13 protein-coding genes are annotated in these 15,106 nt (G+C 71.8%); all 13 read right to left on the bottom strand.

Annotation, left to right across the window (positions count from 1 at the left end):
* Positions 1 to 29: 29 nt before the first annotated feature.
* The 13 genes from ACFYP3_RS25320 to pabB are packed head-to-tail and all read right to left on the bottom strand — an operon-like array spanning position 30 to position 14,216.
* The gene (locus ACFYP3_RS25320; protein WP_388836680.1) at positions 30 to 1,298 is read right to left on the bottom strand and encodes an MFS transporter; all 1,269 of its coding nucleotides are present in this window, start codon (positions 1,296 to 1,298) and stop codon (positions 30 to 32) included.
* Positions 1,295 to 2,656 carry a hypothetical protein gene (locus ACFYP3_RS25315; RefSeq protein WP_388836677.1) on the bottom strand — a complete coding sequence of 454 codons (1,362 nt, stop codon included), beginning with the start codon at positions 2,654 to 2,656 and terminating at the stop codon, positions 1,295 to 1,297. Before ACFYP3_RS25315 ends, ACFYP3_RS25320 begins: the two co-directional genes overlap by 4 nt.
* Positions 2,656 to 3,561, bottom strand: coding sequence for an aminotransferase class IV (locus ACFYP3_RS25310; protein WP_388836674.1), 906 nt, complete (start codon positions 3,559 to 3,561; stop codon positions 2,656 to 2,658). The genes ACFYP3_RS25315 and ACFYP3_RS25310 overlap by 1 nt, the downstream gene beginning before the upstream one ends.
* Before the next feature lie 3 nt (positions 3,562 to 3,564).
* Complete coding sequence (locus ACFYP3_RS25305) at positions 3,565 to 4,632, bottom strand: isocitrate/isopropylmalate dehydrogenase family protein (protein WP_388836671.1); 1,068 nt, start codon at positions 4,630 to 4,632, stop codon at positions 3,565 to 3,567.
* Positions 4,629 to 6,656 (bottom strand): aconitase family protein, encoded by a 2,028-nt coding sequence (locus ACFYP3_RS25300; RefSeq protein WP_388836668.1) that lies wholly within the window; start codon positions 6,654 to 6,656, stop codon positions 4,629 to 4,631. Before ACFYP3_RS25300 ends, ACFYP3_RS25305 begins: the two co-directional genes overlap by 4 nt.
* Positions 6,653 to 7,900, bottom strand: a complete 1,248-nt coding sequence (locus ACFYP3_RS25295) for a GNAT family N-acetyltransferase (RefSeq protein ID WP_388836666.1) — start codon at positions 7,898 to 7,900, stop codon at positions 6,653 to 6,655. Before ACFYP3_RS25295 ends, ACFYP3_RS25300 begins: the two co-directional genes overlap by 4 nt.
* Positions 7,890 to 8,696, bottom strand: coding sequence for a class I SAM-dependent methyltransferase (locus ACFYP3_RS25290; protein WP_388836663.1), 807 nt, complete (start codon positions 8,694 to 8,696; stop codon positions 7,890 to 7,892). Before ACFYP3_RS25290 ends, ACFYP3_RS25295 begins: the two co-directional genes overlap by 11 nt.
* Entirely contained in the window at positions 8,693 to 9,853 is a 1,161-nt protein-coding gene (locus tag ACFYP3_RS25285; protein ID WP_388836660.1) for a LeuA family protein, read from the bottom strand. The genes ACFYP3_RS25290 and ACFYP3_RS25285 overlap by 4 nt, the downstream gene beginning before the upstream one ends.
* Positions 9,850 to 10,437, bottom strand: coding sequence for a hypothetical protein (locus ACFYP3_RS25280; protein ID WP_388836657.1), 588 nt, complete (start codon positions 10,435 to 10,437; stop codon positions 9,850 to 9,852). Before ACFYP3_RS25280 ends, ACFYP3_RS25285 begins: the two co-directional genes overlap by 4 nt.
* Entirely contained in the window at positions 10,434 to 10,757 is a 324-nt protein-coding gene (locus ACFYP3_RS25275) for a chorismate mutase (RefSeq protein WP_388836655.1), read from the bottom strand. Before ACFYP3_RS25275 ends, ACFYP3_RS25280 begins: the two co-directional genes overlap by 4 nt.
* Positions 10,754 to 11,692 carry a hypothetical protein gene (locus tag ACFYP3_RS25270; RefSeq protein ID WP_388836652.1) on the bottom strand — a complete coding sequence of 313 codons (939 nt, stop codon included), beginning with the start codon at positions 11,690 to 11,692 and terminating at the stop codon, positions 10,754 to 10,756. Before ACFYP3_RS25270 ends, ACFYP3_RS25275 begins: the two co-directional genes overlap by 4 nt.
* Positions 11,689 to 12,165: a GNAT family N-acetyltransferase gene (locus ACFYP3_RS25265; RefSeq protein WP_388836649.1), complete on the bottom strand. Its 477-nt coding sequence runs from the start codon at positions 12,163 to 12,165 to the stop codon at positions 11,689 to 11,691. The genes ACFYP3_RS25270 and ACFYP3_RS25265 overlap by 4 nt, the downstream gene beginning before the upstream one ends.
* Positions 12,162 to 14,216, bottom strand: coding sequence for an aminodeoxychorismate synthase component I (pabB, locus tag ACFYP3_RS25260; protein ID WP_388836646.1), 2,055 nt, complete (start codon positions 14,214 to 14,216; stop codon positions 12,162 to 12,164). The genes ACFYP3_RS25265 and pabB overlap by 4 nt, the downstream gene beginning before the upstream one ends.
* Between the last annotated feature and the right edge of the window lie 890 nt (positions 14,217 to 15,106).

Here is a 15,106-nt window from a genome sequence, read left to right as displayed (position 1 = left end):
TCGTGCCGATGCTGCTGTGGTGGTCTGCTTCACGCGGCCACTTCCCCGGGCGACGGGTGCGGCTCGGCCGGTTTGACGGTCAGGCGGCGCACGCTGGAGCTGCACAGGGCGAAACCGGTGGCGGCGACGACCAGTACGGCACCGGCCACCAGCGTGGTGTCGAGGCCCACGTGGAGGGCGATCGGGCCCGCGGCCACCTCCCCGAGCGGGATGGCGACGAACGAGCCGAGCGCGTCGTAGGAGTAGACCCGGGCGAGCCGCTCCGCAGGGATGTTCTCCTGCAGGGACACGTCCCAGGCGACGGCCAGTTGTTCCAGGGCCACACCGTTGACGAACATCGCGGTCAGCAGCAGGGCGATGTGCGAGGTCGTCCCGAGCGCCAGCAGCGGCACCGCCTCGAACGCCCCGACGGCCGCGCCGATCCGCAGGGCGTGCCGGGGCCGGGTACGGGCCGCGATGAAGCCGCCCGCGAAGGCGCCCGCCGTCTGCGCGGCCAGCAGCAGCCCCCAGGTCGTCCGGCCGAAGGACTGGTCGGCGATCGTGGGACCGAGCACCTGCAGCCCGCCCGCGACGACCGCGTTGATGACCAGGAACTGGAGCACCACCACCCACACCCAGGTGCGGGCGGTGAACTCCGACCATCCCTCGCGCAGTTCGGCGAGCGGACGGGACGGCCCCGCGGCCGGCGACGCGGTCTTCGCGGCCCGGATCCCGGCGAAGCACAGCCCCGCCAACAGGAACACGGCCGCGTTGACGGCGATGCCCCAGCCGGGACCCGCGAAGCCGACGACGAGCCCGCCGGTGGAGGCACCCAGGACCATCCCCGCGTTCACGGCCATCCGCACGACCGCGTTCGCCGGCCGGATCATCTCGTGCGGGACGGTCTGCGGTACGAGGGCGGCCGCCGCCGGCAGCGACACCGCGGCCACCATGCCGTTGATCACACTGATGACGACGAGCACCGGGATCGAGGCGAAGCCGAACAGCACGCTCGCCGCGATCACCGCCTGCGCCAGTCCGGCGGCCACGCTCGACCCCTGGAGCACCAGCCTGCGCGGCAGCCGGTCGGCGATCACACCGCCGAACAGCAGCAGCGCCACGTTGGCCACCGACCGCGCCCCGACGACGATCCCCAGGTCGATCAGCGAACCGGTCAGGTCGAGCACCGCGAACGAGAGCACGATCGGCGCCATGGCGTTGGCGAAGTAGGTCGCCATCCGGCCCCCCGCCAGGCCGCGGAAGTCCCGCTGCCGGAGGGGGTCCAGCAGGGTGGGGGCGCGGCCGCCGTCGACGCTCACCGCCCGACCGTCGGACTCTCCACGATCAGCACGCTGTTGGAGGCAGCGCCCTGGTGCGTGTTGATGAGTTCCCCGCGCCGGGGAGTGGCGTGCCGGACGTAGACGCCCGACAGCTCGCGGCCGTACATCATCGGCCCCAGTACGCAGGGCACGGCGGCGCTGCGGATCTCCCCGGTCGTGTCGTGCGCGAACTCGAAGGTGACGAGGTCGGCGTCCACCACCCGCTGGAGGATGTGGTCCCCCTGCGCGGCGGCCGCCAGGAGCAGCTCCCGCCACTCCTCCTCGGTCACCGAGCGGCCCAGGGTCACCCCGGCGCCGCCGTAGCCGTCGCCCGGCTTGAGCACCAGGGAGGTCCGGTCCTCGTCGACGGCGTCCGCCCGGGCCATGGTGGTGTGCGGAACGTGCCGGCGCACGAACTCCCGGTCCGCCGGGTCCAGCAGGGGCAGGTCCTCCCAGATCCAGGCCAGCACCCGCTTGTCGCTGACCGGGCTGGTCGCCTCCGGGGTGTACATGCCGACGGTGCCCGCCCGCAGCGCCCGCTCCAGCGCGTCGAGCCCGGCGCCCGCCTGCTCGACGGGCAGGAACAGCCGGAACACACCGTCGGCGATCCGCTCGCCGGCCCGCAGCCGCTGCCGGTCGTCGAGGGTCAGCTCGTCCAGCGGGTACCCGACGACGTCGACGCCGTGCGCCTTGCCCCGTTCCGCCATGGGGGCGAGGAAGCCGATGAAGTCGTCCAGGTCGGCGAGGGCGTCGAGGCCGTCCTCGCGGAAGACGGGCACGAGCAGGCAGCTGCCGTCGGTCAGGCCGAGGAAGGAGACCAGCTCGGCGAAGAACGCGTCGACCGCCGACGGCGGGGTGCGCAGCGGGCCCGCCGGGCCGTCCGGTCCGGCCGGGAGCAGGTCGGCGTAGACCTGGTGGAACTGGCGGGCGATGAGGTCGGCCTCGATGGCTCCGCCGATCGCCCCGTCGATGTTGAGCTCGACGACCTTGGGCACGCCGCGCTCGACCATCACGTCGGCGCGCAGGGAGGTCAGCAGCCGTTCGGTGAGCGGCTGTGCCGGATCGAGGAGCGGGAACTGCTCCCGGGGCATCGAGAGGGCGTCCAGCAGCTCGCCGGCCGTCCCCACCCGGCGCCGGCACGCGTCGAGCACCAGGCCCGCGGCGCGGTCGGCGACGGCGCCGACCAGCGCGTGGGCCTCGGGGCCCAGCATCAGGGGCCGGGTCGGGCACCAGGAGTCCGCGACGCGCGGCACTCCGGCGTTCGCCCGCCGCCAGTGGTCCCGGCCGAGCGCGTCGATCCGCCCGCGCAGCCCCTCGGGCAGGGTGTCGTACAGGTCCACCACGAGTGCGTCGGCCATCAGAGGGACACCCACTTCGCGTACCGGGGGAGCAGCCCCAGCTCGGCCTGCCGGTAGGTGTGCACGATCTCGGCGACCACGGCGTTCCCCGGGTCGAAGTCGGTCCCGTCCAGGCACCGGACCGGACGCACGCCGCCGGCGGTGCTCGCCACGCACAGGGCCTCGCAGGAGGCGAGGTCCGCGGCGGTGAGCGGGCTGCGGTCCACCTCGTACCCGAGGTCGTGGGCGATCTCGATGACGGAGGCCACGGTGATCCCGTCGAGCGCGGCCGGCGAGTCGGGCACCAGGAGGGTGCGTCCGCGCACCCCGAAGACGTTCTGCACGGTGCACTCGGCGACGAAGCCGGTGTCGTCGAGCAGCAGGGCGTCGTCGTAGCCGCGTCGCCGGGCGTCCATCCAGGCGATCCGGGAGTTGAGGTAGCCGGCGGAGACCTTCGCCTTCGTCGGGAAGGCGTGCGGGCTGAGCCGGGCGACGGACGACAGGGTCAGCCGGGGCTGCTGCCCGCGGATGACCTCGTCGAAGGAGGAGACGTCGAAGGCCAGGACGGCCACCTGGGCCTGCGCCCCGGGTGCGGCGAGGCCCAGCACCCCGTCGCCGAGGAACGCGACGGGACGCAGGTAGGCCCGGCGCAGGCCGTTGGCGGTCAGCGTCTCGTGGCAGGCGGCGGCCAGTTCGGCGGGCGACTGGGCGAGCGTGGTTCCCACCAGGCGGCACGACTCGGCGAACCGGGTCATGTGCTCCTCCAGCCGGAAGACGTGGTGGCCGTCGTCCCCGGAAGGGAAGGCGGAGACGCCCTCGAAGACGCAGAGTCCGTAGTGGAGGCTGTGGTTGGCGAGGGTCAGCGCGGTGTCCCCGGCGGGCACCACGCTGCCCTGCCACCACATGAGCTTCGCTGGTTCGTTCATTTCTCAGTCCTTGTCGTGCCGGGCGATCGCCCGGCCAATCAGGTCGCCCACCTCGGCGGTGCCCGCGGTGCCGCCCAGGTCGGGTGTCAGCAGGTCGCCGCACAGCACCTCGTCGACGGCGCGTTCCACGGCGGTGTGCGCCGCGGTCAGGCCCATCCGGTCCAGCATCAGCGAGTAACTCAGTACGGAAGCCAGCGGGTTGGCGCGTCCCGTGCCCACGAGGTCGGGCGCGCTGCCGTGCACTGCCTCGAACACGCCGAGGAACTCCGTGTCCTCGGGGTCGTAGCTCGCCGAGGGCGCCACCCCGAGCCCGCCGGCGAGCATGGCGGCCTCGTCGCTGAGGATGTCCCCGAAGAGGTTGCCGGCCACCACCACGTCGAAGCGGGCCGGGTCGCGGATCAGTTCCATGGCGGCGGCGTCCACGTACAGGTGGTCGCACTCCACGTCCGGGTAGGACGCGGCGATGGCCCGGAACCGGCTCTGCCACAGCGGGCCGGCGCTCGGCATCGCGTTGCTCTTGTCCACCAGGGTGAGCCTGCGGCGGCGGGAGCGGGCGAGCTCGAAGGCGGCCGTGACCGCCCGGTCCACGGCCCAGCGGGTGTGGACGCCGACCTCCATCGCGACGTGACCGGGGCGGCCGCCCCGGACCGTGCCGCCGACGCCGACGTACACGTCCTCGGTGTTCTCCCGCACGATGACGAGGTCCACGTCCTCGACCGAGCGGACGTGCTTGAGGGGGCAGTGCGCGAGCGCGCGCAGGCGCACCGGCCGCAGGTTGACGCTCAGTTCGAGCTGCTGGCGCAGCCCGCCGATGATGCGGATCGCGTGCCGGTTGTCGGGGATCCGGGCGTCGCCGAGCGCGCCGAGCAGCACCGCCCGGTAGGCGCCGCGGAGGGCCTGCATGTCGATGTCGACGTCCCCGTGCTCCAGGAACCAGTCGGCGCTGTAGGGCAGCACCTCGGTCTTCAGGCCGGTGCCGAAGACGTCCTCGACCACCGCGTGCACCTTCAGCACCTCGGCCATGACCTCGGGGCCGATGCCGTCTCCCGGGATGACCGCGAGGGTACTCACGAGGCCGACGCCTCCGCCCGGACCTGAGCGCCCGCGTAGGCGACGAGGCCGCCCGCGGTGAGCAGCTCCCGCTCGAAGGCGGAGGGCGGGGTGATCGGCGCGGAGGTGCCCCTGGTGACGTTGACCAGTTCGCCGCGCTCGTCGTCGACGACCAGCCGGTCGCCCTCCCGGATCTCGTAGGCGAACTCCCCGACCTCCACCAGCCGCAGGCCGATGTTGAGGGCGTTGCGGAAGAAGATCCGCGCGAAGCTGTGCGCGACGACGAAGGGCGCGCCGGACGCCTTGATGCCCATCGGGGCGTTCTCGCGGGAGGAGCCGCAGCCGAAGTTCATGCCGCCGACGATCACCGACCCGCTCAGGTCGTGCCCGGACGCCGCGTAGTGGTCCAGGAACGGCTGGTTGCCCGCGTGGGCCATGATGTGCTTCTTGTACTCGGCCGGATCGGGGATCTGGCAGAAGACGCCCGGCAGGATCACATCGGTGTTGACGTGGTCGCCGAAGACCCAGGCGAGGCTTCCGCCGCCCCCGGCGCCCCGCGCGTCCGGCGCCGTCGCGGGGAGCTCGTCCGCACCGCCCGTGAGCGGGGCCCGCCCCTCGCGCGCCGAGTGGAGCGCGAACAGCTCGTCGATGCCGCGCCGCAGCGCGTCCTCGTCGGCGTAGTAGTCGCTGCGGTCGCCGATGGGGGCGAGTACGCCCGTCAGCGCGGCCCGGGCGGCGATGGCGGGGCTGGCCAGGACGACGCTGGCGTCGACGTCCCCGCACCGGCCGCGGAAGTTCCGGTTGGAGGTGAAGATCGCGACCTCCCCCTTGCCGAGCACACCGGACTTGATGCCGATGCACGGGCCGCAGCTGGAGGACTCCACGTAGCAGCCCGCCTCGATCAGCACGTCGATCAGGCCCTCCTTCATCGCCGCCCGGTAGGCCTTCTGGGAGGCCGGGATGACGATGGTGCGCACCCCCTCGTGGACCCGCTTGCCCCGCAGGACGTCCGCGACGACCCGCAGGTCCTCCAGGTGCCCGTTGGTGCAGGAACCGATGAAGACCTGGTCGACCGGTATCTCGCCGTTCCCGTTGGCCCTGCGGGCCAGCGGCGCCACGCCCGTCATCAGGTCCTCGCGGCCCTCGTACGCCTCCCAGTTGCGCAGGACGTGCTGGAGCTGGTGCGTGCCGACTGCGTTGTCCGGGGAGAACGGCAGCGCGACGGTCGGCTCGATCAGGCCCAGGTCGACCTCGATCACGTCGACGTACTCGGCGTCGTCCTCGTCGATGGCGAAGCTCGGGTATTCCACTTCGTCGCCGAGGTAGTCGGCGAGCACCGCGTCCGTGGGGAACAGGCCGTACTTGGCGCCCATCTCCACCGCCATGTTGCTCAGCGACAGGCGGTCGGTGATCGCCAGGGAGGCGAGGCCGGGCCCGCCGAACTCCAGGCTGCGGTAGACCGCGCCGTGCACGCCGATCAGCCCGCACAGGTACAGCGCGACGTCCTTGCCCTGCACGTGCGGACGCAGGCTCCCGTGGAAGCGGACCAGCGTCGCCTCGGGCACCCGCATCCAGACGCTGCCCCGCACCAGGGCCATGGCCAGGTCGGTGGAGCCGATGCCGGTGGCGAGCGAGCCGATCGCGCCGGCGGTGCAGCTGTGCGAGTCGGCGCCGACCGCGACGTCGCCGGGGCGGATCAGCCCCTGCTCGATGAGGATCTTGTGCTGGATGCCGCCGTCGTAGCCCACGTCGAACACCTTGATGCCGTGCGCGCGGGCGAAGCGCCGCAGCTCGACGAGGATCGACGCCATCGAGGCGGTGTGCGTGGGGACGACGTGGTCGAAGACGAAAGCCGTCTTCTCCCGCTGCGCGGCGAGGCCGGCGGCTATGTAGTCGTCGTCGAAGCCGGAGTCCCGGAGGATGTCCAGGGCCCACTTGACGGTCATCTCACTGCCCCAGCACAGGTCGAACGGCAGGTCCACGACCTCGCCGGTGCTGACGGGACGGCCGAGTTTGTGCTCGAAGAGCTGTCGTACGAGAGTCATCGCAGAACGCGTCCATCCTGGTGGCCGAGAAGCTGTTTCTTGAGGCAGTCGAAGACGGTGACGTACGGCTCGATCCGCCGGTGCGCCGCGGGCGCGGAGAACCGGATCCAGCCGCGCACCGGGGCCGGGCGGCAGCCGCGCAACCGCTTCGCGTCCGCCGAACCCATGCCGTAGGCGATGCGCCGGGCGCCGCCCGCGACGGCCCGTTCGACGAGGTGGTAGAAGACGAGGTTGAAGTAGGAGTAGGAGGCGCCGACGGCGGTGGCGTCGAAGCCGAGGAACTTCGGGTGCAGGACGCCCCCGCCCTCCAGACACAGCAGGAAGCCCGCGATGTCGGGCCCCTCCGCCTCCCGGCCGCGCACCACGTACAGCGCGGGACCCAGCCGCCCGGCGCCGAGGAGCGTGGTGAACAGCCGCTCCATCGCGGCGCGGTCGACGGGCAGCCCGTACTTCTTCTGCTGTTCCTCCGACAGTTCGGCGCAGCGGGCGATCACCGCCGGGTCCGGCTCCGTGATCTGCTCGACCCGCATCCCGGCCTCCGCGAACTTGCGGATCTCGGACCGGACGACGGTACGGCGCTTGCGGTCCAGGGTGCCCAGGTACTCCTCCAGGCAGGTGTGCGACCCGGTGTCGAGGTCGAACTCCAGGTCGGAGAGGAAGCCCAGGTAGCCGTGGTCGGCCAGGGCGCGGTGCAGTTCCCCGTCCCCGCCGGACTCCCACAGGAAGGACTGCGAGGGCACCCCCGCCGCCGCGCAGAACTCGTCGACGCCCACGAGGAGTTCACCGATGGCACACCGGCGGTCGACGCCCGGCAGGGTGAGGACGTCACTGGCGTACCCGTACGGACTGGTCATCACCAGTGCCGGATAGCCGGCCGCCCGCGTGTGACCGGCCTCCGTGCGCACGACGGCGGCGAGCAGCGCCGCGGCCTCGGCGGACTCCTCCGGCGAGCGGTCCCGCGCCAGGGCCCGGCGCAGGTGGTCCATCTCGTAGTCGCCGAAGAGCGCCCCCGTCGGATCGTGGTAGGGGAACGCGTCCGGGTCCCGGACCAGCAGCCCCTGTACGCCGGCGACCGTGCGCGCCCCGTCCCGCAGCAGGAAGAGGACCAGCTCGAAGCCGAAGCACTCCTCGACCGCGCGCAGCCAGTCGTGGGAGAGGTACACCTGCGCGTCGGGGACGAGCGCGTCCCACTCCTCGCGGTCCACGCCGGATGCCGACCGTACGACGACGACCTCAGTGCCCACGGACGTCCACGCCCTTCGTGGCGACCGCGACGAGGCGCTCGGCCCGGTGGTCGTAGGGTCCGCCGGCGTAGTCCCCGTGGAAGCGGACGTCGGTGAAGCCGGCGGCGGCGAGCATCGCCCGCAGGTCGGTGGCGCCGTAGAGGTGGAGCGTCATCGAGTGCCGGGCCGCGTGCGAGCCGTCGACGGAGTACCAGTCGCTGCGCAGGCGGCTCCAGTCGTCGAGGACGGTGTCGCGCTGGAAGAGCAGCTTTCCGTCCTGCTCGGAGCAGGAGACCCGCTCGTCGCGCCGCGCGAGGATCTCCTTGCCGACGACGTCGACGAGCAGGGTCCCGCCCGGCGCCAGGCTGGTGTGCGCGTTGCGCAGCACCTGGACGTTGTCCTCGTGCCGGTCCAGGTAGCCGAAGGAGGTGAACATGTTGACGACGGCGTCGAAGGCCTCCGGCTCGGCGAAGCGGAGCATGTCCGCCTCGACGAACCGGGCCTTGACCCCCGCGTCCTGGCAGCGCGTCCGGGCCCGGCCGAGCAGGGGTGCGCTGAGGTCCACGCCGGTGACCGCGTGGCCGGCCCGCGCGAGCGGCACCGTGAACAGGCCCGGTCCGCAGCACAGGTCGAGGACGCGGGCACCGGAGGGGAAACGGAACAGCGGGGACCGCTCCACGATCCGTTCGGCTTCGGCGGCGCGCTCGGCGGAGAACAGGTGCGGAGAGAAGTCGTCCCAGAAGGTCTGGTCCGCGAACCAGCCGGAGGTGTCGGTCGCGTCGGCGGCGGCGCTGCCGGTGTCGTGCTCCGCGCTCATGCCCCGACGGCCGTTCGCGCGCGGTGGATCTCGATCACCTGGGCCTCGGTGACACTGGACTTCGTCAGCACGGACGCCGCCTTGACGTCGAGGAGCACCGCGCCGAGGACCTCGTCGTCGTAGGCGAGCCCGTGGGCGTCGAGGACGTGGGCGATGATGCCCTTGCCCGAGTGCTTGCCCATGACGATCCGCCGGGTGTGGCCGACCAGTTCGGGCCGCAGCGGCTCGTAGGCGGTGGAGTCCCGCATCACCGAGGACACGTGCAGGCCGGACTCGTGCGAGAAGGCGTTGCCGCCGACGATCGGCTTCATGGGGCTGACCTCGATGCCGGACAGGTCGGCGATCAGGTTCGACATGGGCTTGAGCCGGGACAGGTCCACGTTGGTCTCGAACCCGTACAGCTGGGTCAGGGCCACGGCCACCTCCTCCAGGGAGGCGTTGCCCGCCCGCTCGCCCAGACCGTTGATCGTGCACTGGACCTCGTCCGCCCCGCCGAGGATGCCCGCGACCGTGTTGGCCGTCGCGAGGCCGAAGTCGTTGTGGCAGTGGAGCGAGAGCGTCACGCCGATCTGCGACCGCAGCCGCGAGATGAGCGTGCGGAAGGCGTCGGGGGTGGTGGAGCCGACGGTGTCCGCGACGCCGACCAGGTCCGCGCCGCTCTCCTGGGCGAGGACGAGTACCTCCTCCAGATAGTCGTAGGAGGTCCTGGTGGCGTCCTCGGAGCCGCAGCCGACGTACATGCCGAGGCCCTTGGCGTACTTGATGCCGTCGGCCATCTCGGCCTTCAGCCGCTCGCGCACCGTGCTGTCCGTGCCGCCGAACTTCACCCGCATGTGCACGTCCGAGGTGGGCACGAAGGTGTAGATGGCGTTCGCCCCGCAGGCCTTGGCCAGGTCGATCTCGGTCCGGTTGGGCCGGCAGAAGGCCACCACCCGCGCGCGCAGCCCCAGGGCGGAGATACCGCGCACGGCGTCCTGGTCGGCCTGCGAGGAGGCCGGGAAGCCGGCGTCGATGACGTCGACGCCCATCTCGTCGAGGAGGCGGGCGATCTTCACCTTCTCCTCGACCTGGAAGGCCACCCCGCAGGTCTGCTCGCCGTCGCGGAGCGTGGTGTCACAGACGAGGATCTTCCTCGCCGCGGATGCGGTCCCGGTCATGCGTCCTCTCCCAACAGGTACTCGCGGCACTTGGTGCCGATGACTTCACCGGAGAACCGGGGCCGGCGCCCGTAGACGACCCAGGTGGTGGTCACCGCGCCGATGTAGCGGTCCAGGCGCAGCGTCCCCTTCGACTTCTCCAGGTACTCCAGGTGGGTGAGCCCCGAGTCGTACGCCCCCGCCAGCAGTTGGGCGCCCACCACGGGCTTGGACGCCACCGGGACGACCTCCTCCCACTGCGACACGTCGACGTAGCCGGCGGTCGCCGGGACCAGCCCGAGGGACCTGGGCCGCTCCACGTCGGTCCGGCTCAGCAGCACCAGTTCCTTGGTGGGGTACACGAAGGTGTCCACCACGTGGACCTCGCTGAAGTACCGCTCGGTGAGCAGGTGCACCTCGGGGTGCGCGCTGCACTGCACGAGGTAGTCGGACTCGCCGCGGCGCACCCGCTCCAGGCCCTCGTGCAGGTCGATGGTGAGGTCGATCTCGGCGTCGTCCTCGATGCCCTGGAACCCGAAGTAGTGCCGCAGGGCGTTCTCGTGGCAGCTTCCCTCGGGGCCGAGGGTGGTGAACGTCAGGGTCATCGCCGTGCCTCCACAGTCGTCGCGTCCGCCGGAGCGTCGATGATCTCGTCCTCCAGGCGGCACGCCTCGTCGATGAGCAGGGTCGCCAGGGACCGCATGAACTCGGGGGAGAGGTCGAGCCGTTCGCCGCGGGCCGCGTACGCCTCGCGCACCGCGGTGACCCGTTGCGGCTGCATCATCGGGATGCCGTGGGCCCGCTTGACCTCGGCCACTTCGCAGCAGATCGCCAGGCGCGCCGCCACGAGCTCCGCCAGCTGCTGGTCCAGTGCCTCCAACCGTTCCCGGAAGGGCCGCAGGACGTCTTCGGGGGTCGCCTTCATCGCGAGGCCTCCTGGGCGAGGGCGCGGGCGGCGCCGTGCAGGGACGGGAGGCCGTATCCGCCCTCCTGGACGAAGACGGTGGGCAGCCGCTGCTCGGCCAGCAGCGCGGCGACGGGCCCGAACACCTCCGGCGGGAGCGTCCAGGAGCCGTGCGGGTCGCCCGCGAGGACGTCGTAGCCGACCGAGACCACCAGGGCCTGCGCGTCCTCCCGCAGCAGGTGCGACAGGGCGCCCTCCACCAGCGCCAGGAACCCCTCCGTGCCGGGGTCGGACTCCACGCCGAAGAGCCCCGGTCCCGGCTTGAAGGAGTACGGGAAGTCCTTGGCGTTGCTGGAGTGCACCGAGGCGAACGGCAGTGTGGGATCGTCCTGGACGCAGGCGAGCGTGCCGTTGCCCAGGTGGTAGTCGACGTCGAGGATGCCGACGCGGGCCACGCCCTCCTCGCGCAGGGTCCGGGCGGCGACGACGGCGTTGTTGAGGAAGCAGTAGCCGCCGTACCAGCCGGGGCCCGCGTGGTGGCCCGGGGGCCGCACCAGGGCGTAGCTGTTCTCCCCGAGGCGGGCCGTCAGCTCGGCCGCCCGGACCGCGGCGGCCGCGGCGCCGAGGGCGGCCGGCCAGACCCCGCGGGTGACCGGGGTCTCCTGCTCCAGGCCGGGGGCCGCGAAGGCGCTGTCGAGCACCGCGTCCCGGCCCTCGGGCACCCCGTCGCGCAGGTGCTCCAGCAGGGCCGCCCCGTGCACCGCGGCGACCACCCGCTCCGCGCGGGCCGTCCCGTCCGCGCCGAGCGGGGCCGCCACCGCGCCGCCGTCGAGCAGACCGGCCAGGATCCGGTGGATCCGCTCGGGGATCTCCTTGCTGGCCACCTGGGCGCCGCCCGGCTCGACCGTGAACGGCAGCGCCTCGGACTCTTCCGGTACCACCACGTGCAACGTCATGACAGGTCCTTGATCACGCGCGGGCCGATGACGCGGAAACCGGAGCGCTCGTAGAACGCCAGGGTCCGCGGGTAGGAGGGGAACTGCTCGGCGGGCAGGCACACTTCGACCCGCCGGACGCCGTCCGCGGCGCACCGCGCGTCCAGCGCCTCCAGCAGCAGCGCCGCGACCCCGCGGGAGCGCAGCTCCGGTGCCACCCACAGCTCCTGGACGTGGCGGTACGGGGCGGCGAGCCGCAGCGCGGTCTGGGTGGTGTACCCGAGCACGCCGACCACGCGCCGCTCCCCGTCCCGCGCGACCAGCACGCCGGAGCCGTCCTTGCCGGCGATGGCCTCGTCCACGGCCGCGCCGAGGCCCGGGATCGTGTGGGAGGGGTCCCCGCGCAGCTCCCGCAGGAGGGCGGTGACCGCGTCGGCCACCGCCTGCGCCTCCGCGGGCTCGGCCGGACCCGTCTCGAACTCCACCGTGCTCATCCCTGATACCTCGCAGCCGTTCCCGATGTGATCTCGCGCAGCTCCTCGACGCCGAGGACCCGCAGCAGCGCACGGGCCTTCAGCCGCGTCTCCTGGAACTCCTCCTCGCCGTCGGAGAGGACGATGAGGGCCCCGCCCACGCCGATGCGCACGCGGTTGCCCTCCCAGACGATGGTGCGGATGACGATGGACTGGTCCGCCGCCCCGTCGAATCCGAAGTACCCGAGGCTGCCGGAGTACACCCCGCGCTCTTCCGGCTCCAGCGCGTCGAGGAGTTCCACGGTCCGCTTCTTCGGCGCGCCGGTCATCGACCCGCCGGGGAAGAGCGCCTCCACGCAGTCGACCGCGCCGCGGTCGGCGCGCAGCCGGCCCCGCACCGTGGTGACGAGCTGGTGCACGGTGGCGTACGACTCCGCGGCCATCAGCTTGGGCACGTGCACCGTGCCGGTGTCGCAGACCTGGCCGAGGTCGTTGCGGAGCAGGTCCGCGATCATCAGGTTCTCGCTGCGGATCTTGCGGTCCGTCTCCAGCGCCCTGCGGGCCGCCTCGTCGGCCACCGGGTCGGCGTGCCGGGGAGCGGTCCCCTTGATCGGCTTGGCCTCCACCTCGCCGTTGCCGGCCACCGTGACGAACCGCTCCGGCGAGGAGCTCAGGATCGAGCGCTCGCCGAGGCGGACGTACGCGGCGTAGGGCGCCGGGTTGGTCGCCCGCAGCCGGAGGTAGGTCTCCAGTGGGTCGGCCTCGCTGGTGCCGCTGATCTGGTACGTGTAGCAGGCCTCGTACGATTCTCCGTCGCGCAGCCACTGTTGGACGGTGTCGAAGTGCTCCAGGTACGTCTCCCGGTCGACGCCGGGTTCCAGTACGGCCGGGGCGGCCTCCCGCCGGGGCCGGGGCACCAGGGCGCGCCGTGCCAGCGTGCGCACCTCCTCGCACCAGGCGTCGTGCTCCTCGGCGGAGAGCCCCACCGTGATCAGGTAGCGCCGGTCGCTCTCGTGGTCGTAGGCGGCGTAGCGGTCGACGCGCAGGAGTTCCGCGTCCGGCCGCTCGCCGCTGCCCGCCCGGCCGATGCCGACGCTTCCCTTGATCCCGTAGCCGAGGTAGCCGAGGTAGCCGCCGGCGAACGGCACGGGCGAGGCGCCGGCCGGCACGGGGGTGGCCGCGAGACCGGACCTCAGGTGCTCGAAGACGGTGCCCTGGAGGCGCTCCACGCTCTCGTGGGTCTCGCGTTCGACGACGTTCGCCGCGGCGTACGCCCGGATCACCTCCAGGCCGTCGCCGGCGCACGAGCCGAGGTAGCTGTAGCGGCCCATCCCGTAGGCCGTGCGCGAGCTGTCGAGCCAGAAGGCGTACGGGCTGTCGGCGAAGGCGCGCAGGAACAGGTCCTCGGCGCTCAGGTCGACGTCCAGTTCGCTCCAGCGGAGCGTGGGCGTGATGCCCAGGAAGTTGGCGATGATCTCCTCGCCGTACTCGCTGTCCACCGACTCGGGGTGGAACTGCACGCCGTGCAGCGGGCGTTCGCGGTGCTGGAGGCCCATCAACAGGCCGCCCTCGGACCAGGCCGTGGCGACGAGGTCCGCCGGCAGCGGTTCGGTGACGGTGAGGGAGTGGTAGCGCACCGCGCGGAAGCCCTGCGGGATGCCGGCGAAGACACCGGTCCCGGTGTGGGTGATCGCGCTCGTCTGGCCGTGCACGACCTCTGGTGCGTGCCGGACCTCGCCGCCGAAGGCGAGGGCCAGGCCCTGGTGGCCGAGACACACGCCGAGGACGGGCACGGTGGCCTGTTCGAGCAGGGCCCGGCAGAGCCCGAAGTCCTCGTCCCTGGCCGCGGTGCCCGGACCGGGGGAGATCACGACGTGGGTGAAGCCCCGGCGCAGGAGGTCGTCCGCCGTCGCCTCGTCGTTGCGCACGACGACGGGAGGTACGCCTGCCACCTTCCAGATCAGCTGGAAGAGGTTCCACGTGTAGGAGTCGTAGTTGTCTACGAGAAGGATCCGCAGGTCTATCACGATGTGGTCGAGCTCCTTGACGGCCGGAACGGGCCTTTTGGGCACGCTGGTCCGGCTGACCGACTTTTCTGTGCGTGGTGATTCATGGGTGAATCGATCGCTCTGAATTGAGCGCACGTCGGCATGTTCAAGAGGAAGGTGCGCATGGCGAAGCCAATGAAAGTGACATGTGAAGCCCCCGTAATGTCTGTCACTGTTCGGATCTTCTCGGATGCGCAGAATGGTCGTGCGGTCGATGCGGCGGTCCGAGAAGGCCGTTCCACCGTTCGATGCTAGTCATGCCGGGCCGAATATGCACCCTCGTGTGATTCAACCCACTGCGACCTGCGGTAACGCCCGGAGTCGTGACTCGAGTCAGCTGCCCGCACGTCAGGTGTCGTGACAACAGGCCGTGCTGAGGAACCATCAGTCGGCCGCGGGCGGCCGCCAGGTCGCTCGCTGCGATCCTGGCCAGGGCCTCGTCACCGGTGGCGGGCGGGGTCGGGGAGTGGACCACATCAGCGTAGGAGCGCGCCACGCGGGGGCCTGGTGGAGGGCGACGGGCTGCCCGGGATCCGTCCGGGGGAACGGCCGGAGTCAGGGGATCCGAGCCCTCTTTGACGGTTCGTCCACGGACGGGGCAGTTCGTCGGAATCGCGCGTTGACAAACGGCCCGAAGGCGAGCGCCGAACCGCTGCATTTAAGCCACATCTACTTATGGGGGTCGCGGTGTGACTGGAAAGCAACCGTTGTTGCTGGTCAAGCCCCCGGCAGGCCGATGCTTTTCGGCCACGCGGGGGCGTGATCGCCCTCACGCCAAAGCCGTTTTTGCGGCGACATGCTTGCTGGTACGTTGATCGGAACAACCCCGTTCGTACAGCCGGTTCACGAGAGCGGCTCGACTTGAAAGGGGGGCTCGGAAATTCACGATCCTGACATGCGTGATCGCGCGCAGG

Origin of the sequence: Streptomyces sp. NPDC005533 (assembly GCF_042871845.1) — a bacterium.
In the GTDB taxonomy this organism is placed as follows: Bacteria; Actinomycetota; Actinomycetes; order Streptomycetales; family Streptomycetaceae; genus Streptomyces.
This window is presented reverse-complemented; position numbering and strand designations above follow the sequence as displayed.